Annotated in this window: 18 protein-coding genes and 1 tRNA gene; 9 read left to right on the forward strand and 10 right to left on the reverse strand. The window is 66.6% G+C overall.

The annotated features are described in order from the left end of the window. Window positions 1-2 precede the first annotated feature (2 nt). Together ACLH0K_RS16725 and ACLH0K_RS16730 are read left to right on the forward strand one after the other, a co-directional pair. Window positions 3-2,174: a hypothetical protein gene (locus tag ACLH0K_RS16725; protein ID WP_411374656.1), complete on the forward strand. Its 2,172-nt coding sequence runs from the start codon at window positions 3-5 to the stop codon at window positions 2,172-2,174. A 47-nt stretch (window positions 2,175-2,221) separates the two neighbouring features. After that, the gene (locus tag ACLH0K_RS16730) at window positions 2,222-2,485 is read left to right on the forward strand and encodes a DUF4235 domain-containing protein (RefSeq protein ID WP_411374657.1); all 264 of its coding nucleotides are present in this window, start codon (window positions 2,222-2,224) and stop codon (window positions 2,483-2,485) included. Between the two features lie 12 nt (window positions 2,486-2,497). Here ACLH0K_RS16730 and mnhG read toward each other — a convergent pair whose 3' ends face one another. From mnhG to ACLH0K_RS16760, 6 genes are read right to left on the reverse strand one after another with little or no spacing between them, the layout of a single operon-like run. Continuing rightward, window positions 2,498-2,923: a monovalent cation/H(+) antiporter subunit G gene (gene mnhG / locus ACLH0K_RS16735; RefSeq protein ID WP_411374658.1), complete on the reverse strand. Its 426-nt coding sequence runs from the start codon at window positions 2,921-2,923 to the stop codon at window positions 2,498-2,500. Beyond that, window positions 2,913-3,191, reverse strand: coding sequence for a monovalent cation/H+ antiporter complex subunit F (locus ACLH0K_RS16740; protein WP_411374659.1), 279 nt, complete (start codon window positions 3,189-3,191; stop codon window positions 2,913-2,915). The genes mnhG and ACLH0K_RS16740 overlap by 11 nt, the downstream gene beginning before the upstream one ends. After that, window positions 3,188-3,730 (reverse strand): Na+/H+ antiporter subunit E, encoded by a 543-nt coding sequence (locus ACLH0K_RS16745; protein WP_411374660.1) that lies wholly within the window; start codon window positions 3,728-3,730, stop codon window positions 3,188-3,190. Before ACLH0K_RS16745 ends, ACLH0K_RS16740 begins: the two co-directional genes overlap by 4 nt. Further along, window positions 3,727-5,364, reverse strand: a complete 1,638-nt coding sequence (locus ACLH0K_RS16750; RefSeq protein WP_411374661.1) for a Na+/H+ antiporter subunit D — start codon at window positions 5,362-5,364, stop codon at window positions 3,727-3,729. Before ACLH0K_RS16750 ends, ACLH0K_RS16745 begins: the two co-directional genes overlap by 4 nt. Next, window positions 5,361-5,882 (reverse strand): Na(+)/H(+) antiporter subunit C, encoded by a 522-nt coding sequence (locus tag ACLH0K_RS16755; RefSeq protein WP_411374662.1) that lies wholly within the window; start codon window positions 5,880-5,882, stop codon window positions 5,361-5,363. The genes ACLH0K_RS16750 and ACLH0K_RS16755 overlap by 4 nt, the downstream gene beginning before the upstream one ends. Beyond that, a complete protein-coding gene (locus ACLH0K_RS16760; protein WP_411374663.1) occupies window positions 5,879-8,893 on the reverse strand; it encodes a Na+/H+ antiporter subunit A in 3,015 nt (1,004 codons plus the stop codon). Before ACLH0K_RS16760 ends, ACLH0K_RS16755 begins: the two co-directional genes overlap by 4 nt. Window positions 8,894-9,090: 197 nt before the next feature. On the opposite strand from ACLH0K_RS16760, the gene ACLH0K_RS16765 reads away from it, so the two are divergent. From ACLH0K_RS16765 to ACLH0K_RS16775, 3 genes are all read left to right on the forward strand, one after another. Then, a complete protein-coding gene (locus ACLH0K_RS16765; RefSeq protein ID WP_411374664.1) occupies window positions 9,091-10,494 on the forward strand; it encodes an MFS transporter in 1,404 nt (467 codons plus the stop codon). Between the two features lie 89 nt (window positions 10,495-10,583). Beyond that, window positions 10,584-11,066 carry a cation:proton antiporter regulatory subunit gene (locus ACLH0K_RS16770; protein ID WP_411374665.1) on the forward strand — a complete coding sequence of 161 codons (483 nt, stop codon included), beginning with the start codon at window positions 10,584-10,586 and terminating at the stop codon, window positions 11,064-11,066. A gap of 5 nt (window positions 11,067-11,071) precedes the next feature. Continuing rightward, complete coding sequence (locus ACLH0K_RS16775) at window positions 11,072-12,250, forward strand: cation:proton antiporter (protein ID WP_411374666.1); 1,179 nt, start codon at window positions 11,072-11,074, stop codon at window positions 12,248-12,250. A gap of 11 nt (window positions 12,251-12,261) precedes the next feature. Here the strand turns inward: ACLH0K_RS16775 and dcd are convergent, their stop codons facing one another. Continuing rightward, window positions 12,262-12,837 (reverse strand): dCTP deaminase, encoded by a 576-nt coding sequence (gene dcd / locus ACLH0K_RS16780; protein WP_411374667.1) that lies wholly within the window; start codon window positions 12,835-12,837, stop codon window positions 12,262-12,264. Between the two features lie 133 nt (window positions 12,838-12,970). On the opposite strand from dcd, the gene ACLH0K_RS16785 reads away from it, so the two are divergent. Then, on the forward strand, window positions 12,971-14,698 hold the full coding sequence (locus ACLH0K_RS16785; RefSeq protein ID WP_411374668.1) for a CAP domain-containing protein: 1,728 nt from the start codon (window positions 12,971-12,973) through the stop codon (window positions 14,696-14,698). A gap of 53 nt (window positions 14,699-14,751) precedes the next feature. Here ACLH0K_RS16785 and ACLH0K_RS16790 read toward each other — a convergent pair whose 3' ends face one another. Further along, the gene (locus ACLH0K_RS16790) at window positions 14,752-15,216 is read right to left on the reverse strand and encodes an SRPBCC family protein (RefSeq protein WP_411374669.1); all 465 of its coding nucleotides are present in this window, start codon (window positions 15,214-15,216) and stop codon (window positions 14,752-14,754) included. A 239-nt stretch (window positions 15,217-15,455) separates the two neighbouring features. Here ACLH0K_RS16790 and ACLH0K_RS16795 point away from each other — a divergent pair. After that, a tRNA-Gly gene (locus ACLH0K_RS16795) sits at window positions 15,456-15,529 on the forward strand. 28 nt (window positions 15,530-15,557) lie between these two features. Here the strand turns inward: ACLH0K_RS16795 and ACLH0K_RS16800 are convergent. Further along, a complete protein-coding gene (locus ACLH0K_RS16800; protein WP_411374670.1) occupies window positions 15,558-16,940 on the reverse strand; it encodes an MFS transporter in 1,383 nt (460 codons plus the stop codon). 141 nt (window positions 16,941-17,081) lie between these two features. Between ACLH0K_RS16800 and ACLH0K_RS16805 the strand changes: the two genes are divergently transcribed. Together ACLH0K_RS16805 and ACLH0K_RS16810 are read left to right on the forward strand one after the other, a co-directional pair. Further along, entirely contained in the window at window positions 17,082-17,936 is an 855-nt protein-coding gene (locus ACLH0K_RS16805) for a LysR family transcriptional regulator (RefSeq protein WP_411374671.1), read from the forward strand. Window positions 17,937-18,164: 228 nt separating this feature from the next. Then, the gene (locus tag ACLH0K_RS16810) at window positions 18,165-18,479 is read left to right on the forward strand and encodes a hypothetical protein (RefSeq protein ID WP_411374672.1); all 315 of its coding nucleotides are present in this window, start codon (window positions 18,165-18,167) and stop codon (window positions 18,477-18,479) included. Window positions 18,480-18,561: 82 nt separating this feature from the next. Here the strand turns inward: ACLH0K_RS16810 and ACLH0K_RS16815 are convergent, their stop codons facing one another. Further along, the gene (locus tag ACLH0K_RS16815) at window positions 18,562-22,080 is read right to left on the reverse strand and encodes a bifunctional proline dehydrogenase/L-glutamate gamma-semialdehyde dehydrogenase (protein WP_411374673.1); all 3,519 of its coding nucleotides are present in this window, start codon (window positions 22,078-22,080) and stop codon (window positions 18,562-18,564) included. Between the last annotated feature and the right edge of the window lie 17 nt (window positions 22,081-22,097).

The raw sequence follows: 22,097 nt of genomic DNA on the forward strand, positions 1-22,097 counted from the left end.
CGGTGCACAGCCAGCAGACAAAGATCGACCGCGAAGCCCTGGTACGCCGCCACAACGTGGAACATGGCATCCTCGACCCCCGGAGCCCCGTGTCGTTGGGCAACGGCGAATTCTGCTTCACCTTCGACCTCACGGGCCTGCAGTCCCTCCCCGCTGAATATCCCGTCGCCGCCCGGGATGAACTGCCGCCCGGGACCCTGCTGGGAACGCAGTCGCAGTGGGGCTGGCACTCCATTCCGCCGGAGCAGGACTACCCCTTATCCGATTCCACCGTCCTCTACGATTCACCCCGCGGCCCTGTGCCCTACGTGGACATGGTGGGCGGCATTGTGGACGACCGGGAAACCGGCACCGCCAAGGGTGAAATATGGCTGCGCGCCAACCCGCACCGGCTGGACCTCGGCAGGATCGCCTTCACCCTGCCGGAACGGGACAACCCGGGCCTCGCACCGGAGGACATCGAGGATCCGAACCAGGTCCTGGACCTTTGGACCGGAACCGCCACCAGCAGCTTTACCCTGTTGGGCCGGGCAGTCCGCGTCACAACGGCCTGCCACCCGGACCGGGACGAGCTGGGGTTCCGGATCGAGTCCGCCGCCCTGCAGCACGGCCTGGCCGTCTCGCTGTCCTTCCCGTACGGCTCTGAAGCCTGGCACAACGGTGCCGACTGGACCCGCCCCGCTGCCCACAGCACCCGGCTTGAAGAAGTGCGGGCATCCGGCAGCAACCGGAAGTGGGTGATCCACCGGGACCTTGACGCCAGCGGATACCAGGTCGTTGTCACGGGCAGCGGCCTGGAGCTGGAGCAGGCCAGTCCGCACGGGATCACCGTCCGGCCGGCGGACGGGCAGGACGTCCTGGACCTCAGTGTGTACTTCGTCAGCACCGGCAAGGGTGACTGCCTGCCGCGCGGCACCGGCGGCATCGGAGGAGCCTGCACCGGCACCGTCCCGGACGCCGGCACGACGTCGGGAAGCGCCGTCGTCGAAGCCTCCCGCGCGTCCTGGCCGTACTTTTGGAAGTCGGGAGGCGCCGTCGAACTTTCCGCGCCTGATGACCCGCGCGCGGCGGAGCTGGAACGCCGAACGGTCCTGTCCCAATACCTCACCGCCATCAACTGCTCCGGGTCGCTGCCGCCGCAGGAGACAGGTTTGGTCTGCAACTCCTGGCGCGGGCGCTTCCACCTTGAAATGCACTGGTGGCATGCGGCCCATTTCGCCGCCTGGAACCGGCCCCAGCTCCTGCTGCCGGCCCTGCGCTGGTACGCGTCCGTCCTGGAATCCGCGCGGCAGACCGCGAAGGCCCAGGGGTTCGACGGCGTCCGCTGGCCCAAGCAGGTGGGACCGGACGGGCGCGAGAGCCCAAGCCCCATAGGCACGTTCCTCATCTGGCAGCAGCCGCATCCCATCCACCTGGCGGAACTGGCCTACCGGACTGAACCGTCGCGGGAACTGCTGGAGGAGTTCGCGGAGATTGTCTTCGAGACTGCGGAATTCATGGCCAGCTTTGCCTTCCCCACCGCACACGGCTTCGAACTGGGCCCGCCGCTGGTGCCTGCCCAGGAGAGCTACGAGTCCATCCGCGGCACGGCCAGCAACCCCACATTCGAGCTCGCCTACTGGCAGTGGGCGCTGCGCGTGGCCGGCACCTGGCGGAAGCGGCTGGGGCTGCCGCCGCGGGAGGAGTGGCGGGCCGTGGCCGACGGCATGGTCCGGCCTTTGGTGCGGGACGGCATCTACGCTGCGATCGACGTCGAACCCTTCACCATCCGCGCCGACCACCCCTCCATGCTGTGCGCCCTGGGCGTGGTCCCACAGACGGACATCATCGATCCGGAGATCATGCGCGCCACGCTGGCCGGCGTCCTTGCGGACTGGGACTGGGACAGCACGTGGGGCTGGGACTATCCGGTGATGGCCATGACCGCGGCCCGGCTGGAGGATCCGGAGACCGCGGTGAACGCGCTCCTGCTGGGTGTGGCCAAGAACGTGGCGTTGCTCAACGGGCACAACCGGCAGACCGACTCCCTGCCGCTGTACCTGCCGGGAAACGGCGGCCTGCTGTCCGCCGTGGCCTTGATGGCTGCGGGCTGGGACGGCGGCCCGGAGCGGCACGCCCCGGGGTTCCCTGCGGACTGGACCGTTGCGTGGGAAGGCCTGGTCCCGGCACCCTGACGCTAGGCTAGGGAAGGACCTGCATTCATCACGCTAGGAGGCACGCAATGAACTTCTTCATCAAGCTGCTGGGCACGGGCATCAGCCTGCTGGCCGGATTCGCGGGAACCAAGGCCGTGGACGTGATCTGGGAGAAGACCACCGGCAAGAAACCGCCCAAGCACGACAAGGACGACGTCCCCACCACGCTGCGGACCGCACTGACGTTCGCGCTGGTGTCCGCCTCGGTAAGCGCCGTCATCCAGGTACTGGCCAACCGCGGCACGCAGCGGGCCATCACCCGGTTCGCCAAGACCAAGGACATCGTCTAACCCCCTCCCCTGCTAGTGCGGGGAGGGGTCGCCGAAGCCGTCCTTCCGGGCCGCCTTGGCGGCGGCTTTTTGCACCACGGCGTCCAGTTCGTCGGTGCTCAGCAGCTCACGGTGCAGGTGCTTGGTGCGGTAGCCGGCCCGGCCCACCATGTGCGCGGACACAGGCGCGGTGAGGAGCTGGAAAATCCAGGCCACCAGCAGCACCGGCCACACCCACCAGGTCCGCATCTGCAGGCCGATGGAGGACAGCAGCAGGAACAGTCCCAGCACCTGCGGCTTGGTGGCAGCGTGCATCCGGCTAAGCAGGTCCGGGAAGCGCAGCAGGCCAATCGCGGCGCCCAGCGACATCAACGCGCCGAGCACCATAAAGACGGCCGAGACCAGGTTGATCCAGCCGTCCCCGGTTGTCAGGTCAAAGCTCCAGCTGTCAGGGCTCATTGGGCTGCTCCCTCCGGTCGGCCACGAACCGGGCCACCGTCACCGAACCGATGAAGCCGATCACGGAGATGGCCACCACCAGCATGAGGTTGTTGAGGTGCCGGTTCACCGCCATGTCGATACACAGCGCCCCGCCCAGGATCGCGAGCAGCACGTCCGAGGCAAGCACGCGGTCAAGCAGGGACGGGCCGCGGGCGATCCGGATGATGGCCCCGCCGGCGGCGAGGGAAAAGATGACGGCTGTAACGGCCAGGACAGCCTGCATCATGCGGCCTCCATCCGCACGGCTTCGAGTTCTTCCCGGGTACCCATGATCCGGATCAGCCCGGCTTCGATGGACCGAACCTCGTTGCGCAGGTTCTCTACCTCCCCGGGCGTGCTGATGTTGAATGCGTGGAGGTACAGGGTGGACGTTGACCGGTCCACCTCCACCACCAGGGACCCCGGGATCAGGGAGATCACGTGCCCGGTGGCGGTCACCAGCAGGTCCTGGTGGCTCCGCAGCTGAACCGCGACGACGGCGTTTGTCACCTTGGGTCCCCTGGCGACGGCCAGGTACAGGATCTGGGCGCTGGCGGCGACCACCTTGGCCAAAAACACCAGGGCGAACGGGATGGCGTAAAGGATGTTGAACCGGCCGCTCAGCTCCACGGGCGGCAGGTAGAACATGCGGGCGACGGCGATGGCCAGCAGGGCGCCGAACAACAGGTTCCCGGGGCTGAAGTCCTGCCACAGGGCACCCCAGACGATCACCAGCCATACGAGGAGCGGCAGTTCCTGCCGCAGCGAAATCCTTTGGCGGCTCATCGTCCTCCTCCAGGGGCGGTGACGGCAGCGGGCAGGACCGGCGGCACCACCGTGTCCTCGCCCATGACGGCGTGGATGTAGGGCGTCCTGTCCAGCATGTCGTCCGCTGCCCGGTCGGAGAGCCCGAACAGGGGGCCGGCGAAGACCGTCAGCGCAACGCCCAGGACCACCAGGCCCAGGGTGGACCCGACCATGGTGCGCGGCATCAGGGTGGCGGCACGGGTGCGGGTTGAGGTGAGCAGGCCGCCGCGGCGGGCGCCTTCGTCTTCCCCACGCACCGCCAGCAGCACCGGGTCCGGGTGCTCGGCGTCCGAGGGCCGGCGCCAGAACGCGCGATTCCACACCCTGGCCACCGCCAGAAGGGTCAACAGGCTGGTAACCACTCCTCCGATCACCAGCGCATAGGCAAGCGGCGTGCCCAGCTCAATGCCTGCCTGCATCAACCCCACCTTGCCGAGGAAGCCGGAGAAAGGCGGGATCCCGGCCAGGTTCATGCCCGGGATGAAGAACAGCAGCGCCAGCAGCGGCGACAGTTTGGCCAGGCCGCCCAGGCGGTCCACGGAGGAACTGCCGCCGCGGCGTTCAATCAGGCCGGTGACCAGGAAGAGGCTGGTCTGGATGATGATGTGGTGGGCCACGTAGAAGACCGCTGCACTAAGGCCCACAACGGAGGACATCGCCAGCCCGAACACCATGTAGCCGATGTGGCTAACCAGGGTGAACGAGAGCAAACGCTTGATGTCGCTTTGCGCCAGGGCGCCGAGGATTCCAACCACCATAGTGAGCAGCGCCGCGATCATCAGGGGTGTGTTCAGCGAATCCCCGGGGAACAGCAGGGTCTCGGTGCGGACTATGGCGTAGACGCCCACCTTGGTCAGCAGGCCGGCGAACACCGCGGTGACCGGTGCGGGGGCGGTGGGATAGGAGTCGGGAAGCCAGAAGGACAGCGGGAAAACGGCCGCCTTGATGCCGAACGCCACCAGCAGCATCACGTGCAGGAGGGTCCGCGTGCCCGGGTCCAGTTCGCCCAGCTTGAGGGCAAGGTCCGCCATGGTCACGGTTCCGGTGGCGCCGTACACCATGGCGATGGAGATCAGGAACAACACCGAGGACACCACGGAGACCACCACGTAGGTGACGCCGGCGCGGATGCGCGGGCCCGTGCCGCCCAGGGTCATCAGCACGTAGCTTGCGGTCAGCAGGATCTCGAAGCCCACGTAGAGGTTGAAGAGGTCGCCGGAGAGGAACGCGTTGGACACCCCGGCCACCAGGATCAGGTAGGTGGGGTGGAAGATGGACACGGGTGCGTCGTGGTCGCCGTCGGCCATGCCCTGCCCGGTGGCGTACACCAGCACGGCCAGGCTCACCGCCGAGGACACCACCAGCATGAGCGAGGAGAACTGGTCCACCACCATCACGATGCCCCACGGCGGAAGCCACCCGCCGATGGTCACCGCCGCTGTCCCGCCGTCCCATACGTGCGCCAGCAGGAGGCATTCGAGCAGCAGGGTGACGGATAGCAGGCCTATGCTGACCGCCCGCTGGGCCCGGGAGTGCCGGATCAGCAGGAAGGTCAGGGCGGCGCCCAGGATGGGAAGTACGACGGCGAGCGGGGCAAAGCTGGCGATGTTCACTTTCCGCCTCCTTCCAAACTTGGGGGTACGTTGTCCGAGCCGGGTTTCTCTTCGGCAGAAGCATGCCCGGCAGGCATTTCGCGTCCGCCGGCAGTTATGGTCGCAAGCGGGAACTCGGATGTTTCCGCCGGGATCTCGGCATCGTCCTCGGCGTCGAAGCTGGGGGTTTCGGCGACACGGAGGTCTTCCACGTCGTCCTGGATCTCGTCGCGCCGGGCCAGCACCCAGGTGCGGTAGATAATGCCGAGCATAAAAGCCGTGACCGCGAAGGAAATGACGATTGACGTCAGGATCAGTGCCTGCGGCAGGGGGTCGTTGTAGTCCTCTGCCGCGATGTCCTTCGAGTACAGCGGCGCCAGGCCTGCGTAGCCGCCGGTAGCGAGGATCAACAGGTTGGTGGCGTTGGCCAGGAGCATCAGGCCCAGCAGCACCCGGGTGAGGCTCCGTTCCAGGATCAGGTAGATCCCGCAGGCGTAGAGGGCACCCATGACAATCAGCAGTGTCAGGTTGACGCTCATGCTTTGCCCTTCACACTGGTTTCGGCGGTGAGGCCGTCCGGCTCCTGGTCATCCGCCGGGGCGACCGCACGCTCCTCGAAGTGCTCGTCGATCTCGGCGCCGAGGCTGCGCAGCACATCCAGCACCAGGCCGACCACCACGATGTACACGCCGATATCGAAGATGGTGGAGGTGACGAATTTGATGTCCCCGAACACCGGCAGCCAGAACTGGATGATGGCCGACTGGAACACCTGGCCGCCCAGCAGCAGCGGAACGACGCCGGAGGCGGCGGCCACGGCCAGGCCGATGCCCAGCAGGGTGCCGGCGCTGATGGGGGTGGCCTCGCTCAGTTCGAACCGCCCGCCGGCCAGGTACCGGATGGCCAGGGCAAGGCCGGCCGTCAGCCCTCCGGCAAACCCTCCGCCCGGCAGGTTGTGGCCGGCCAGCAGCAGGTACAGGGAGAAGATCACCAGCGAGTGGAAGACCAGGCGGGTGACCACTTCGAAGATGATGGAACGGCGCTCCGGGGCCAGCGTCCGGCCGGCAACCAGCCAGGCGTCCCGGGTTGCAGTGGCGAACCGGCGGCTGATGGCAAGCGCAGCGCCGTCCCGGGAGCCGGGGTCAACGCCGTGGTGCCGGCCCACAGAACCTTCAGCTACTGAGGCGGATGCCTGGATCCGGTCACCGCGGCCTCGGACAAAGATCAGGCTGGCCACACCGGTGGCCGCGAGCGCCAGGACACTGATTTCGCCGAAGGTGTCCCAGGCGCGGATATCCACGAGCGTCACGTTGACCACGTTCAGTCCCCCGCCGCCCTCGTAGGCCAGCTGCGGGAACTGCAGCGAGACCGGGGTGGCGGTGCGCGCGCCCATGGCGAAGATGGCGGCAAAGACCATGGTGGCGCCGAAGCCCAGGCCGATGATGACGCGGACCACCCGGTACTTCCCGCCGGTCCGGTCGCGGAGTTCGGCAGGCAGGCTGCGCATTGCCAGGACGAAGGCCACCAGGATGATGGTTTCCACCAGCATCTGGGTGAGGGCGAGGTCCGGTGCCCCCTGCAGCGCGAACATCAGGGCGATGCCGTAGCCGGTGACAGACACCATCAGGACGGCCAGGAAGCGCTTGTTGGCCTTGACCGCCGCCAGCGCTCCGATGATGATGCCCGCGCCCACCACGAGCTGCAGCGGCGAGCCCGGGTCCACGAGGTATACGCCCTCCGGCAACGGTTTGTCGTTCACCAGGATGACGGCCAGGGGCAGCACGAACGCCACGCTCAGGATGACGGCCAGGTAGAAGTACAGGGAGCCGCGCTGGGTGCGGCCGGTGATCCAGACGGCAATGTCGTCCAGGGCGCCGATGGTCAGCTGGTAGGCGCGGTCGGCGTCCACCCAGTCCGGCACTTTTGACTGCAAGTTCGAGACGGCGTTGCGGCCGAAGTGCATGGCAAGGCCAAGGGCGAAGGTGAGGGCGGTGAGGCCAAGCGCCGGGGTGAAACCGTGCCACAGCGCGAGGTGCCCTGCCTGCTCAGCCGGGGACCCGGCGTCGGGCACGGTGGAAGCGAACAGCGCCGCATACGGCTGGATCCAGGCGTCCGCTGGGACGGGCCATAGCCCGTAAACCACAGTTAGGAGGCTCAGGATGGCTGGTGCGGCAAGGAAGGACGGCCGGATGGCCTTGAACGGCGTGCGCTCCACACCCGGTTTGAGCGCAAATGCACCCCACATGAAGCGTGCGCTGTAGGCAAACGTCAGGACGGAGCCCAGCACGATCCCGGCCAGGACCACCATTCCCCACGGCCCTGCCGCAGAATCTTCCGCGTGGTGCACAAAGGCCTCGAGAACGGACTCCTTGGCTACGAACCCGCCCAGCAGCGGCACGCCTGCCATGGACGCGGCGCCGATGCCGGCCACGATGCCCAAGGCGCGGGACGAGCTGAAGACGCCGGACAGCTTCCGGACGTCGCGCGTGCCGGACTGGTGGTCGATGATGCCCACCACCAGGAACAGGGTGGCCTTGAACAGGCCGTGGGCCAGGAGCATCGCGAGTCCGGCCAGGGCGGCGTCCGGCGTGCCAAGTCCCACCACCATCGTGAGGAAGCCAAGCTGGCTCACCGTCCCGTAGGCCAGGATGAGCTTGATGTCGGTCTGCCGCAGCGCCCGGTAGCCGCCCACCAGCATGGTGGCCAGGCCCAGGCCGAGTACCACCGGCTGCCAGTATGCGGTCTCGGAGAACCCGGGAGCGAGGCGGGCCACCAGGTAGATGCCGGCCTTCACCATCGCGGCGGCGTGCAGGTAGGCGCTGACAGGGGTGGGTGCGGCCATGGCCCCGGGAAGCCAGAAGTGGAAGGGCACCAGGGCAGACTTGGTGATGGCGCCCACCAGGATAAGGACGACGGCGGCACCCACCATGGCGCCCGACGTTCCGCCCACCAGGCCGGGAGCCTGGTCGAGGATGGTTGAGATGCGGTAGGTGCCGGCAGCGTGGCCGAGCATGATCAGGCCGACCAGCATGGCTAGGCCGCCGGCCGTGGTGACAATGAGCGCCTGCAGTGCCGACCGGCGGGCTGCCAGCCTGGTCCGGGCAAAGCCGATCAGGAGGTAGGACAGGATGGTGGTCAGTTCCCAGAAGATGAACAGCAGCAGCAGGTCATCGGCCACCACCAGGCCGAACATTGCACCGGCGAAGGCCAGCAACTGGGCACCGAACGCGCCGAGGTCCTGGTCTTTCCGTTTGAAGTACCGCCCGCAGTAGAAAAGCACCAGGGTTCCGACGCCCAGCACCAGCAGTGACATCACCCAGGACAGCGCATCCATGCGGAACGCGAACTCCAGGCGAAGGCCGGGGATCCAGGGAACCACCTCCGACACAGCTCCGGCCCCCGAATACACGGTGTCGTGCTGGAACAGGAGCCATACGAAGGATGCTGCCGGGACAACCGCCAGGGGATAGAACGCGTTGCGGCCCCAGGCCCTGAAGAGGAACGGCGCCAGGACAGCCACCGAAAAGTGCACGGCAAGGACTGTAATCACTGGGTTCTCCGCAACGTCAGGAATTCGATTGTCAAAAGTTAAAGCAGGCGGCAACAAAGTCAGGTTCGGGAGAGGACAGTTTATCAAGTCCCTGTAATCGGGCCGCCCGGGGGTCCAGGGGTGCACTCCCTGTTTTCCGCGCTCCCGCGGGGCCGGGGTCCCCGGACTGTTCGCCAGAGGCGGATACGATGCAACGTATGAACAGCGCCAGCGCCGCGGGGGCTATCCAGCCGGCCTCGGAACTTGAATCCGGACCACATGCCTCGGGCCGCGGAAGGATTCTGGCCTGGGCTTCCTGGGACTGGGGATCAGCCGCCTTCAATGCCGTGATGACCACTTTTGTATTCACCGTCTACCTGACGTCCAACGCCTTCGGCGGGGAAGACCAGGCGTCTGCTGTCTTGGGCGGCGCACTGGCCGCAGCCGGCGTCGCCATCGCCGTGCTTGCCCCGGTCACCGGCCAGCGCTCGGACGCGGGAGGACGCCGCAAGCTGTGGCTGGGTGTCAACACGGCCGCCGTCGCAGTCCTCACGGCACTGTGCTTTTTTGTCTTCCCGCGTCCTGAATTCCTGCTCCTCGGCGTCACGCTGATCGCCCTGGGCAATGTCTTTTTCGAGTTCGCCGGCGTCAACTACAACGCCATGCTCGCCCAGGTTTCAACGCCGCGGAACATCGGCAAGGTCAGCGGGTTCGGCTGGGGGGCCGGGTACCTGGGCGGCATCGTTGCGCTGCTGATCGTCCTGCAACTGTTCGTCCAGCCCGCCTTTGACTGGTTTGGCGCGTCCACCGAGGACAGCCTGAACATCCGCCTGGTCGCGGTCTTCTCGGCTCTGTGGTTTTTCATCTTTGCCCTGCCCGTGCTGTTCGCCGTCCCGGAACTGCCCAGGGCGGACCGGTCCGCGCGGCTGGGATTCCTGGCGAGCTACCGGCTCCTGGTCCGCAGGATCAAGGCCATCTACGCCACCAGCCCGCACACCATCTACTTCCTGCTGGCCAGTGCCGTCTTTCGGGACGGCCTGGCGGCGGTCTTCACTTTCGGCGGGATCATCGCCGCGGGCACCTTCGGCTTCGAACTGTCCCAGGTCATCTTCTTCGCCATCTTCGGGAACGTGGTGGCCGCCGTCGGGGCAGTCATCGGCGGGTTCCTGGATGACCGGGTGGGACCGAAGGCGGTGATCATCGGCTCTTTGGTGGGCCTCCTGGTGGCCGGCACCGTGATCCTGGTCCTCGGCAACGGCGATTACGTCTTCTTCGGCATGGAGTGGGACGGCAGCACCACGTTCTGGGTGTTCGGCCTCTTCCTCTGCCTGTTTGTGGGTCCTGCCCAGTCGTCGTCGCGCGCCTACCTCGCACGCCTGGCGCCGCACGGCGAATCGGGGGAACTCTTCGGCCTGTACGCCACTACCGGCCGGGCGGTCAGTTTCCTGGCTCCAGCCCTGTTCACCCTCTGCATCACGGTGGCCACGCCGCTGGTGACTCCGGGCGAAGCGCAGCGCTGGGGCATCCTTGGCATCATGGTGGTCCTGCTGGCGGGGCTCCTGGTGCTGCTGCCGGTAAAGTCGCCCGGCAAGGCGCCCATCGCGGTGGTTCCGGCAACGTAGAAAACCCTGCGGGAGCCCCCGCTTCTCCAGCTTGCCTCCATGGGCCCGCCCGGCCACCACGCACGCTGTGGGAAGACTAGGCTTGGACCATGAACGTGGATGAGACCAACCTTCCGGGCCTGGGGCGGCGGAAGGACTTCATGACAGCATCAGGCCGCCGGATCGGCGTTGTGGAGCTGCGGGAAGGCCAGACGGAACTCATCGTTTCCACCTGGGACGACCCCGATACCTGCCAGGCGTCCATTCCGCTGACCAGCGACGAAGCTGCCACCTTGGGCAACCTGCTGGGCGGACAGCACCTGGCCATGAAGCTGACCGAGGAGCACAAGGACGTCCCCGGGATCGTCACCCGGCAGTTCTCCATCGCTCCGGACTCCCCGTTCCATAACCAGCCCATGGGCAAGGCCTGCATCCGCACCCGCTGTGGCGTCTCCATCGTCGCCATCATGCGTGAAGGCGAGGTTCTTCCCTCGCCGGGACCCGACGTCGTGCTTCACACCGGAGACCTCCTGATCGCTGTCGGAACCCAGGAAGGCCTCGACACAGCGGCCGAAATCCTGCGCCACGGATAAGCCCTATGGACCCGCTGGCCCTGACCCTCATTGAACTGGGGGCCGTTGTGTTCTGCCTCGGCCTGTTGGCGAGGCTGGCCGGACGGATCGGAATGTCGCCCATCCCGCTCTACCTTTTGGGCGGGCTCGCCTTCGGCGCCGGAGGCATCATCAAGCTGGAAGGTATGCATGAATTCGCACACCTTTCAGGAGAGATCGGTGTCATCCTGCTGCTGCTTATGCTCGGTCTGGAATATACGGCCGCCGAGCTCTTTACGGGCCTGCGCCGGTCCTGGCAGGCCGGCGTCCTGGACCTGGTCCTGAACTTCCTGCCCGGCGCGCTGCTTGCCCTGCTCCTGGGCTGGGGCGGCGTGGGCGCCATGGTGATGGGCGGTGTCACCTACATCTCGTCCTCGGGGATCGCGGCGAAGGTCATCACGGACCTGGGCCGGCTGGGCAACCGCGAGACTCCCGTGGTGCTCTCCATCCTCGTGTTCGAGGATCTGGCGATGGCCGTCTACCTGCCCATCCTCACCGCCATCCTCGCCGGCGTCAGCTTCCTGGGCGGCCTCACCACGGTCGGGATCGCGTTGGCGGTGGTGAGCCTGGTGCTGATGGTGGCACTGCGGCACGGAGACCGCGTCTCCAAGGCCGTCCACAGCGAAAACTCCGAGGTGTTCCTGCTCAACGTCATGGGCGCGGCGCTGCTGGTGGCCGGCCTGGCGTCGGCGATGCAGGTCTCAGCTGCGGTGGGCGCCTTTATGCTGGGTATCGCTATTTCCGGGGCAACAGCAGACAGCGCCACCCGTATCCTGGCGCCACTGCGGGACCTTTTCGCGGCAATCTTTTTCGTGGCGTTTGGACTCAACACGGACCCGTCGTCCATCCCGCCGGTACTCGGCTGGGCACTGCTGCTGGCAGTGGTCACGGCCGCCACCAAGATGGTCACGGGAATCTGGGCAGCCAAACGTGCGGGCATCGCGCAGCGCGGCCGGTTCAGGGCTGGAGCGGCGCTCATCGCCCGCGGCGAATTCTCGATCGTCATCGCGGGCCTGGCCGTGACCTCCGGAGCAGCGCCGGGGGAACTGGCAGCCCTGGCCACGGCCTACGTGCTGATCATGGCCGTGATGGGGCCGCTGGCTGCCCGCTACGTGGAACCCATCGTCGCCGCGACCGGCAGCACCGGCGTTCCCGCGAAGGCGTAGCTGCCTGCCGGCTAGATGCTGGTGCGGTGGAAGTTCAGGTGGCTCCGGCTCGCAGTAGGACCGCGCTGGCCCTGGTAGCGGTTGCCGTAGTCCCCCATCCCGTAGGGGTACTCCGCGGAGGACGTGAGCCGGAAGAAGCAGAGCTGGCCGATTTTCATGCCAGGCCACAGCTTGATGGGAAGTGTGGCCATATTGGACAGCTCCAGGGTGACGTGGCCCGAGAAGCCGGGGTCGATGAAGCCTGCGGTGGAGTGCGTGAGGAGACCCAGCCGGCCCAGTGAAGACTTGCCCTCAAGGCGCGCCGCGACGTCGTCCGGCAGCGTCACGGTCTCGTAGGTGGAGCCCAGGACGAATTCCCCCGGGTGCAGGATGAAGGCTTCGTTCTCTTCCACTTCCACCAGCCGGGTCAGCTCGGGCTGCTCCAGGGCTGGGTCGATGTGTGCGTATTTGTGGTTGTCGAACAGGCGGAAGAACTTGTCGATCCGCACATCCACGGACGACGGCTGCACCATCGCAGGATGGTAGGGCTCCAGGACGATCCGCTGGGAGTCGATTTCGGCACGAATGTCGCGGTCAGAGATCAGCACCGTCCCAAATTACCGTATGCGTTATCCACACCCACATTCTTGCGTTGTTGCTGTGCCCTGCTGGGGCTAGTGTTGCTTCAGATACTCAGGCGCCGGATGGTCTCCCGGATGGCCCAACAGAGCTGGGGATGTTGTGAATAGATTTGTAGCGCCCTCTTTTATTGGCGCGCTCTGCGCCTTGGTGCTGGTTTCCTCGTCAGGCGGCATTCCGCCGGCCGGTGTGACGGGCAGCGTGCAGGCGGCCTCATCCGGCCCGCACAGCGTTCTCCTGGAGTCTGCCGTGGCCGGCTCCCGTTCCTCCACTGGAGACGGATCTGCAGGCTCCGCGCTTACCCCGGCCGTGGAACCGGAAATCCGCGCGGCCTCTCCAACCTCCACCGTTGACCCGGCCACCGCAGCCGGGACCACCACCGAAGCGGCGCCCGCAGTCCAGCCCCAGCCTTCGGTGCCGGCTCCCCTGGCCGCGACGACCGAGGCTCCCACCACGCCGGAACCTCCGTCAATACCACCGCTGTGGGCACCGGACGAGGAACTCGGCAAGACAGCTCCGCGGCTGCCGGCCCCCGAATCCACCATGGCTGCTCCCGCCCCCGAAGCCCTGGTGCAGGACGACAACTCAGCCGCAGTGCTCACGGTCTTTAACAGGATTAACGAATACCGTGCGGCCAACCGGCTCAACCCGGTGAAATACCACCCCACAGTGGCGGGCCTGGCGCAGGAGTGGTCGGACAGCATCGCCTCGCGCGAGGTCATCGAACACCGCGCCAGCTTCTGGACCGACCCGCGCGCCCTCAACCCGAACAACGGGGCCGGTGAAGTCATCGCCATCCGCACTGACCGTGACGCCGCCCAGCTTGTGGAATGGTGGAAGGGCTCCCCCGGGCACAATGCCATGCTGCTGGACCCCCGGTTCAACGTCATGGGCGCCGGCATCTCCTACACGAACAGCACGTACAGGATCTGGGGCGTGGTGAACTTTTTCGGCTACACCACCCTTCCCGCAGGTACTCTCGAGTCCCCCGGCGGTCCGGTTGGCGGCGGCGGAGGAGCCGCACTACCCCCGCCCGCGCCCAGCATGTGCGATGCCCCCGGGCGGCACATGCCACCCACGCTCGACCTCTCCGCAGCCGCCATCAAGGGACCAGCAGACCTCGTTTCCGTGGATTCGGCCGGCCAGCTCCTCGGCCAGGCCTCCCTGGGAGCGCGGTCCTATGGAACGGCCAGGGTGATTGGTTCCGGATTTTCCGGGGCCAAGGAGGTGTTCGTCACCGATTGGGACCGTGATGGCGCGCATGACCTGCTTACCCAGTGGACCAACGGGAACCTCACGCTCCACCGGGGCATCGCCACCGGCGGGTTCCAGGCACCCGTAACCCTCGGCGCCGGCGGCTGGCAGTCCCTGACCCTGGCGGTGGGCGGCTGGTGCGCCAACAACCGGATGCCTCAAATCCTCGCCCTGGACACCGCCGGGAACCTCCACCTGTACCCCAACAAGGGCACGGGTGACCTCGCAGCGCGGGTCACCGTGGCCGGCGGCATCAGCGCCGCCCGGCTGGCCATGGTGGATTACGACGCTGACGGATTCCAGGACATCCTGGGCATCCGCACCGATGGCAGCGTACAGCTCTACCGCGGCTGGGGAACCACGGCACTGCGGGCAGAGGCCAGGGCAACCGTGGCTACTGGCTGGCAGGACGTGACAGGCATCAAGGCCCTGCGGGACGTAACCGGCTTGAACTCCACCGGCGTCGCGCTCCGGCGGGCCTCCGACGTTGTGCAGTACTGGGACCTCAGCGCCGGAAGCCTGGCGTCGCCGTCGAACATCGCCGGTCCCTGGTCCGGCCAGCGGCTGGCCCAGTAGGGGACGCCTGGCGGCTGCGGCTGCTGCTGCAGCCGCAGCCGAACTATTCCTGCCTACTGGACTGCCGGCTGCAGCTCCAGGACTTCCTTGAGGTGTTCCAGCTGCGCTACTTCCGCGCGGACCCGCCGCTGGGCCATCTTGTTGAACAGGCCAACCTTGTCCAGCAGGCCAAAGATGCCCTCGGGCTCGGACGTAAGCGCAAACCTCACCCGGGTCCCGGAGCCCTCCGTACTGAGGTAGTAGCCGCCGGTTCGGTTTGCAGGTCCGGATGTGACCCGGAATTGGATTTCCGCTCCCGGCCGGGCAGCGGTGATTTCCAGATCGGCCGGAATGCTCAGCCCGGACCTGCCGGCCACCATCTTCCGGTAGAGGGCTCCCTTGGTCGCGGACGGGCCCTGCAGCAACTTTACGCTGCGGACTGCCTCCCGCCAGGTGGGCAGCTTGGTGGCGTCCAGCAAGTAGAGGTAAACAGTCATAGCGTCGCGGCGGATGAGGACCTCGTGCTCTGCTGATGCCATGAAGATCTTCCTGTTTTGACGTCGGCCTGGCTCGATAGCCGACCTCCCCCTGACGTCACAGCTATCCCGATCACGTTAGCCAGCGCTCCGCGTCCCCACCTAGCCAGGGCCGCTGACGTTATTGAAGAGTTACTGGATGACGTCCCTGGACCGGGACACGGCGTCCCGCGCTTCAGGTTGGCGGGTGCTGCGCCGCATCTGCGCTAAGCTAAGTTCTGCCCCGCGCGAGCGGCGGCAGCGCGGCTGTAGCTCAATGGTAGAGCGCTAGCTTCCCAAGCTTGATACGCGGGTTCGATTCCCGTCAGCCGCTCCAATTATTGCTCCAGGCGCCGGTGGCCTTTTCAGGCAGCCGCCCGGGAAACGATCCGCAAGGGACGTCGTCGGTCCTTCAAATCCACCTGCAGCCGAAGCGAACCTTTGCGGGCCAGCACGACGGCGACCGTCAGGGCTGCGAGCGCAGGCACCCCGCCGGAGACCAGCAGTGCCACGTGCGGGTCTGCGTGTTCGGCGATCCAGCCCAGCATGGGACCGCCCAGGGCCTGCCCGCCGATCAGCACCATGATGTAAAGGCTCATCACCCGTCCCCTGATGCCCATGTTCGAACTGATCTGCACCAGCTGGTTGGAACCGGTCAGGAACATCAGGCACCAGAAACCGGACAGGACCATCATGGCGCCGAACAGCTCCAGCGAGGGCGCCAGCGTGGCGAGGCAGAGCATGGCGCCATACATGCCTGCACAGAACACCACGGAGCGGAGCCGGAGCTGCCGGCGCCGCGTGGACGCCACGGCGCCGGACAGGGCACCTAGCGCCACCAGGGCGTTGAGCAGGCCGTAGCCGCCGGCGCCCACCTTGAAGACGTGGTCCGCGAACGCTGCGAGCACCACGGGAAGGCCCATGGCGAAGACCGCAATGAACCCGGCCATCAGCCACGGCCAGTAAATGGTGGGCTTGCTCAGCGCGTACCGGAGGCCCTCCCGCAGCATCCCCTTGCTCTTGGGCGCGGGTGCGCTGACAAACAGCTGGTCCTTGCGAAGGACCAGGAGCATCACCACCGTGGAGCAGCAGGCGAACGCGTTGCCCGCAAACGCCCATCCTGCACCCACGGCGGTCAGGAGCCACCCTGCCAGGGCAGGGCCGATCAGGCCGCCCAGCTGGAACGTTGTGGAGTTCACGCTGATGGCGTTGCGCAGGTATGTCGGGCCCACCAGCTCATTGACGAACACCTGCCGCGCGGGCTGGTCGAGGACGGTGACCAGCCCCAGGACCAAGGCGATCACATAAACATGCCAGACCTCGATGGTTCCGGTGAGGGCGAGGGCCGCGAGCGCTGCGGCCAGGACGGCTGCCATGGCCTGGCACAGGATCAGGATTTTGCGCTTGGCGAACCGGTCGGCCATCACGCCGCCCCACGGGCCCAGGAGCAGGGAGGGCAGGAACTGCAGCGCTACGGTGATTCCCACTGCCGTCACTGAACCCGAGAGCTCCAGCACCAGCCAGTCCTGTGCGATGCGCTGCATCCAGATGGCTATGACGGCGATGAAGTGCCCGATGGCGAAGATGCGGAAGTTGGGCACCTTCAGGGAGATGAACGTGTGCCGCCAAGGGAGCCGCTCAGAGACGAGTGGCAGCGGCTGGGTCTGGTTTTCGTTCTGTGGCGCAGAAGTCGCGGAGTCGATGACGGGCTGGGTGACGGTTGCCGACGACGGCGGTGGGGGTGCCACAGGAGTGTCCTCAAATTTGCGGGCGGTCCGGGATGCCCTTAACGCTAGGCTGGGCCTTGCCGATTATGGGGACGTATTGTCCCTATAACTCGTATTGCAATATGCAATGAAGCCCCAGCATTGAAAGCCGCAGGAGTCTCCGTGTTTGAACCAGCCCAGCTCCGTTCCTTCCTTGCCGTGGCCGAAACACTGAGCTTCACCAAGGCTGCGGAGCGGCTGGGGCTGGCCCAGCCCACCATCAGCCAGCACATCCGGAAACTGGAGGCCGCGGCCAAGCGGGTGCTCATCACCAGGGACACCCGGGACGTCCGGCTCACGGACAACGGCGATGCTATGGCCGGCTTTGCCCGCACCATCCTGTCCGCCCATGACGCCGCCGCCCGCTACTTTTCCGGGTCAGCGATGCGCGGCCGGCTGCGCTTCGGCACCGCGGACGACCTGGCCATCACCGGCCTGCCCCGGATCCTCCGCGAGTTCCGGCAGATCTATCCCCAAATCAACCTCGAACTAACGGTGGGCCAAAGCGACCAGCTTTACCGCAAACTCAACGCCGGCCAGCTGGACCTGGTGTTCGTGAAGTGGGTGGCAGGGGCCAAGGACGGCACCGTGGTGCAGCATGATTCCTTCTCCTGGGTGGGCCTCGAGCAAACCACCCTTGAACCGGGGAGCCCGGTGCCGCTCATTGCGTACCCCTCCCCCAGCCTCAGCAGGAAGCTGGCCATTGACGCACTCGAGGCCCATGGCAGGACATGGCGGATTACCTGCACCACACGCCAAATCAGCGGTGTCCTGGCCGCCGTAAGGGCGGGCATCGGCGTGGCGGTAATGCCGTCCTCGCTGGTGCCCGATGACCTGAAGATCATCACCCGCCGCTTCGACCTGCCGCCGGTGGGCGATGTCGACTTCACGCTGATCCGCAATCCCCTGGCCAACACCGAAGTGATTGACGCGCTGACGCAGTCCATCGTGGGCCGTACTATCAAGCGGCAGACGTAAGAAAAGAGCGTTACCGGTGCATGTGCGGCAGGCGGGATCACTTTCCGGAATTTCACGACCGGAAACGAATAAGTCTGGATCATAAAGAAAAGGAAGACAACCCGTTCCCCATTGATGCGGGAATGTTACATAACCTATGCTTGTTTCCCCATGGTCAAGCAGCCGGCCGTTTACTAATTCGAGCGCGCCCCTGAACAACAGGGCTCTTGCGCCCGGGACAGGCAGCCAATGACGACAGCCAGGAACACCCACTTCAACGCGGCCCATGCACGTCCGCACACCACCTCACGGCCTTCAACCCGCCAAACCACCCTAGGCGCCGGGATAGCAACCACCGATTCCGGTTACGTGGGCAAGCCTACCTGCGACAAATGCCGCACCGATGAATTTATCTACCTTGAGTCCTACATCCCGCCGACCTACCGGCGTGACGGGTCCGTCGCCTCTCTTGGGGAAGTGGCTTACACCTGCACCCGTTGCGAGGACTTCTCCGCACACAGTGTTCCCGTAACGTGGACGCCGCCCGGGTGGTACCTGGGCTAACTGACGCGGGTCTCAATTGCCTTCACGCAAAAGGCCGGGCAGCCACCGAAAGAGTGGCTGCCCGGCCTTCCGCCTGCGCGGACTAAATCAGGGCATCCGAGAGATGGTTCGGTGTCCCGAACCGGTGCGCCGTGATGCTGACGGCCTGCTCGTGCAGGAAGGGCAACAGCTCAACGCGGCCGGCCTCCGTAACCGGGTGCGCGTACACAGCCAGGTCCGGCCGGCCGCCCGTTGCATCGGCGACTGCGGAGGGGTCGCCGCCGATCAGGCGGATCCGTCCGTTGGACAACTTGCCCGCGGGGGCGAGGCGGCCCGCCGAAGCCAGCCAGCCGGCGTCGGACTCTACAGTCACCTCGATGTCCAGGGCGGTGAGCACCGCACGCAGCTGGGCGGGAAGCTCGACGGCGGTGGACACCGTCAGCTCCGACGCGGCCAGGACGCCGGCCGCCACAGTCCGGACCAGGTGCGCGAGCGGTGCGCCCTCGGAGAGGCGGACGGTGACGGGCAGGCTGCGGTAGCGGAAAATATTCCGCTCCGCGCTCAGGCCCGACACGTCCTTTGCGGTGCCGAACTCAGCGGCCCAGGCCTCGGCGTCGGACGCCAGGGCGCGCTGCACGGACTCAAGCGCGGCGGGCTCGAGGGAAGGACCGGCGGCGTGGAGGATGCGGCGGACGGCGGGGTGCGAAACCTCGGCCGTGGCGGACGCCTCCGCGGGAAGCCAGTCGCCCAGGCCGGCCAGGTAGTTGGGCCCGCCGGCCTTGGTGCCGGCGCCAACAGCGGACTTCTTCCAGCCGCCGAAGGGCTGGCGCTGGACGATGGCGCCGGTAATGCCGCGGTTCACGTAGAGATTGCCGGCCTGGATGCCGTCCAGCCACACCCCCAGCTCATCCGCGTTGAGCGAGTGCAGGCCGGCGGTGAGGCCGTACTCGATCTGGTTCTGGATGGCGATGGCTTCTTCCAGGGTTTCGGCAGTCATCACGCCGAGGACGGGGCCGAAGAACTCAGTCAGGTGGAAGTAGGAACCGCGCTTGACGCCGTAGCGCACGCCGGGGCTCCAAAGCTTGCCGGACTCATCCAGCTTCTTCGGCTCCACGGCCCAGTTTTCGCCGTCGCCCAGCGTGGTGAGCGCGTTGAGGAGCTTGCCGTTGGCGGGCTCGATGATGGGGCCCATCTGGCTGGTGGGATCCTGCGGGTAGCCCACTTTAAGGCTGGTAACGGCGTCGATCAGCTGGTTGTGGAACCGCTTGGACTTGGCCACCGAACCCACCAGGATCACCAGTGAGGCTGCCGAGCACTTTTGGCCGGCGTGGCCGAACGCGGAGTAGGCCACATCTTTGGCTGCCAGGTCCAGGTCCGCACTCGGGGTGACAATGATGGCGTTCTTGCCGCTGGTCTCGGCCAGCAGCGGCAGGTCCTGGCGGAAGGAGCGGAACAGCTCGGCGGTTTCGTAGCCGCCGGTGAGGATGACGCGGTCCACGGCCGGGTGGGAGATGAGCTGCTTGCCGAGCTCGCGCTCACCCAGCTGCACCATAGTCAGGACGTCCTTGGGCACGCCGGCTTCCCAGAGCGCCTCCACCATTACGGCGCCGCTGCGGGCGGCCTGCTTGGCGGGCTTGATGACGACGGCGGAGCCGGCGGCGAGTGCCGCAAGCGTGGACCCTGCCGGGATGGCGACCGGGAAGTTCCACGGCGGCGTGACCACGGTGAGCCTGGCGGAAACGAACGTGGCGCCGTCGACCCTGTCCAGCTTGCGGGCCGACTCGGCGTAGTAGTGCGCGAAGTCCACGGCCTCACTGACCTCGGGGTCGCCCTGGTCGATGGTCTTGCCGGTCTCGCTGGCCATGACCTCAAGCAGGTCGGCGCGGCGGGCTTCAAGGATGTCGCCGGCGCGGTGCAGGATGTCGGCGCGCTCGTCGCCGGACAGCTCACCCCAGGCCTTGCCCTTTTCGACGGCGGTTTCGATCACCCTGTTGAGGGTGGCCTCGTCGGTGATGGACGCGGCAGCAACGGAGGCGTTTCCCAGCGTGGAGGACGGAATGCGCTTCAGGATGGCGCGTCCCCATTCCCGGTTGGCGGGCAGGGACGGGTCCGTGTCCGGGGTGTTGTGGAACCCGGTGTGGGGCATCGGCACCGGCGGCAGGTTGCGGTCCTGCCGTCGGTTCGGCAGCGGAACGCTGTTGTCCAGCGCCTCCAGGGAGGACAGGAAACGCTGCTTTTCGCGCTCGAACAGCCCCTCGTTCTTGTCCAGCTCGAACACGGCGGACATGAAGTTTTCCTGGCTGGCGCCCTCTTCGAGGCGGCGGATCAGGTAGGCGATGGCAACGTCGAACTCGGACGGGTGCACCACCGGGGTGTAGAGCAGGAGGGAGCCGACGTCCTTCTTGACGGCTTCGGCCTGGCCCTGGGCCATGCCCAGCAGCATCTCGAACTCGATGCCGGCTTCCACGCCCCGCTGCTTGGCCAGGAGCCAGGCGAAGGCGATGTCGAACAGGTTGTGCCCGGCCACGCCGATCCGGATGTTCTTGATCCGCTCCGGGTGCAGCGAGTAGTTGATGACGCTCTTGTAGCTGGTGTCCGAATCCTGCTTGGTGCCCCAGGTGGCCAGCGGCCAGTCGTGCAGGGAGGCTTCCACCTGCTCCATGGGCAGGTTGGCGCCCTTCACCACGCGGACCTTGATGCCGGCGCCGCCGTTGGCGCGACGTTCGGCGGCCCAGTCCTGCAGCCGGATCATGGCAGACAGCGCGTCCGGAAGGTAGGCCTGGAGGACAATACCGGCCTCGAGGTTCTTGAACTCGGGCTTGTCCAGCATCCTGGTGAAGACCGCGATGGTCATGTCCAGGTCCTTGTATTCCTCCATGTCCAGGTTTATGAACTTGGCCTTGCCGCCGGTGCTGCTCCCCGGGGCGGCGAAGGAGTTGGCGAGTTCGAACAGCGGGGTGAGCTTTTCTACGACGTGCTCCACGGCTTCGTCGAAGGCCCAGGCGGAGTGCGGGGCCACGGTGGAGGACACCTTGATGGAGACGTAGTCCACGTCCGGGCGGGCCAGCAGGGTGTGGGTGCCCTCAAGGCGGCGGGAGGCCTCGTGCTCGCCCAGTACCGCCTCGCCGAGGAGGTTGACGTTGAGCTTGATGCCGTCCTTCTTGATCCTGGCGATGGCCGGGCCGAGCTTGGCGTCGGTGGCGTCCACGATCAGGTGGCCCACCATTTCGCGCAGGACCTTGCGTGCGATGGGGATGACAACGTGGGGCATGGCCGGGGCCATGGTGCCGCCGAGTGCGACGGCGCTGCGCATGTACCAGGGCAGGAACGCCGGAACCTTGGGGGCAAGTTTCGCGAGGTTGCGGGCGGCGACGTGCAGGTCCTCCGGGCGGACCACACCGTCAACGAAGCCCACCGTGAAGTCCAATCCGTTGGGGTCCTTCAGGACGCCGGCCAGCTGCTCGGCGGAGGCGTCAACCGGAACCTTGGCGGCCTCGGTCAGCCAGCGGCGGACCAGGGCGACGGCCTCGTTGGCGAGGGCCTTCGCCTGGGGCACGTCGACGTCGACAGTCTGGGGCGCAATGCCGGTGGCAGCTGCCGGTTCCATTGCTACGTGGGTCATGGTTTTTCCCGTTCTTT

Origin of the sequence: Arthrobacter sp. MPF02 (genome assembly GCF_046605375.1) — a bacterium.
GTDB lineage: Bacteria > Actinomycetota > Actinomycetes > Actinomycetales > Micrococcaceae > Arthrobacter.

What these genes read in the sequence shown, in the direction of transcription:
- ACLH0K_RS16730 (WP_411374657.1), top strand. Translation starts at nt 2,222, where the DNA reads ATGAACTTCTTCATCAAGCTGCTGGGCACGGGCATCAGCCTGCTGGCC.
- mnhG (WP_411374658.1), bottom strand. Translation starts at nt 2,923, where the DNA reads ATGAGCCCTGACAGCTGGAGCTTTGACCTGACAACCGGGGACGGCTGG.
- ACLH0K_RS16740 (WP_411374659.1), bottom strand. Translation starts at nt 3,191, where the DNA reads ATGATGCAGGCTGTCCTGGCCGTTACAGCCGTCATCTTTTCCCTCGCC.
- ACLH0K_RS16745 (WP_411374660.1), bottom strand. Translation starts at nt 3,730, where the DNA reads ATGAGCCGCCAAAGGATTTCGCTGCGGCAGGAACTGCCGCTCCTCGTA.
- ACLH0K_RS16755 (WP_411374662.1), bottom strand. Translation starts at nt 5,882, where the DNA reads ATGAGCGTCAACCTGACACTGCTGATTGTCATGGGTGCCCTCTACGCC.
- ACLH0K_RS16765 (WP_411374664.1), top strand. Translation starts at nt 9,091, where the DNA reads ATGAACAGCGCCAGCGCCGCGGGGGCTATCCAGCCGGCCTCGGAACTT.
- ACLH0K_RS16770 (WP_411374665.1), top strand. Translation starts at nt 10,584, where the DNA reads ATGAACGTGGATGAGACCAACCTTCCGGGCCTGGGGCGGCGGAAGGAC.
- ACLH0K_RS16775 (WP_411374666.1), top strand. Translation starts at nt 11,072, where the DNA reads ATGGACCCGCTGGCCCTGACCCTCATTGAACTGGGGGCCGTTGTGTTC.
- ACLH0K_RS16790 (WP_411374669.1), bottom strand. Translation starts at nt 15,216, where the DNA reads ATGGCATCAGCAGAGCACGAGGTCCTCATCCGCCGCGACGCTATGACT.
- ACLH0K_RS16810 (WP_411374672.1), top strand. Translation starts at nt 18,165, where the DNA reads ATGACGACAGCCAGGAACACCCACTTCAACGCGGCCCATGCACGTCCG.
- ACLH0K_RS16815 (WP_411374673.1), bottom strand. Translation starts at nt 22,080, where the DNA reads ATGACCCACGTAGCAATGGAACCGGCAGCTGCCACCGGCATTGCGCCC.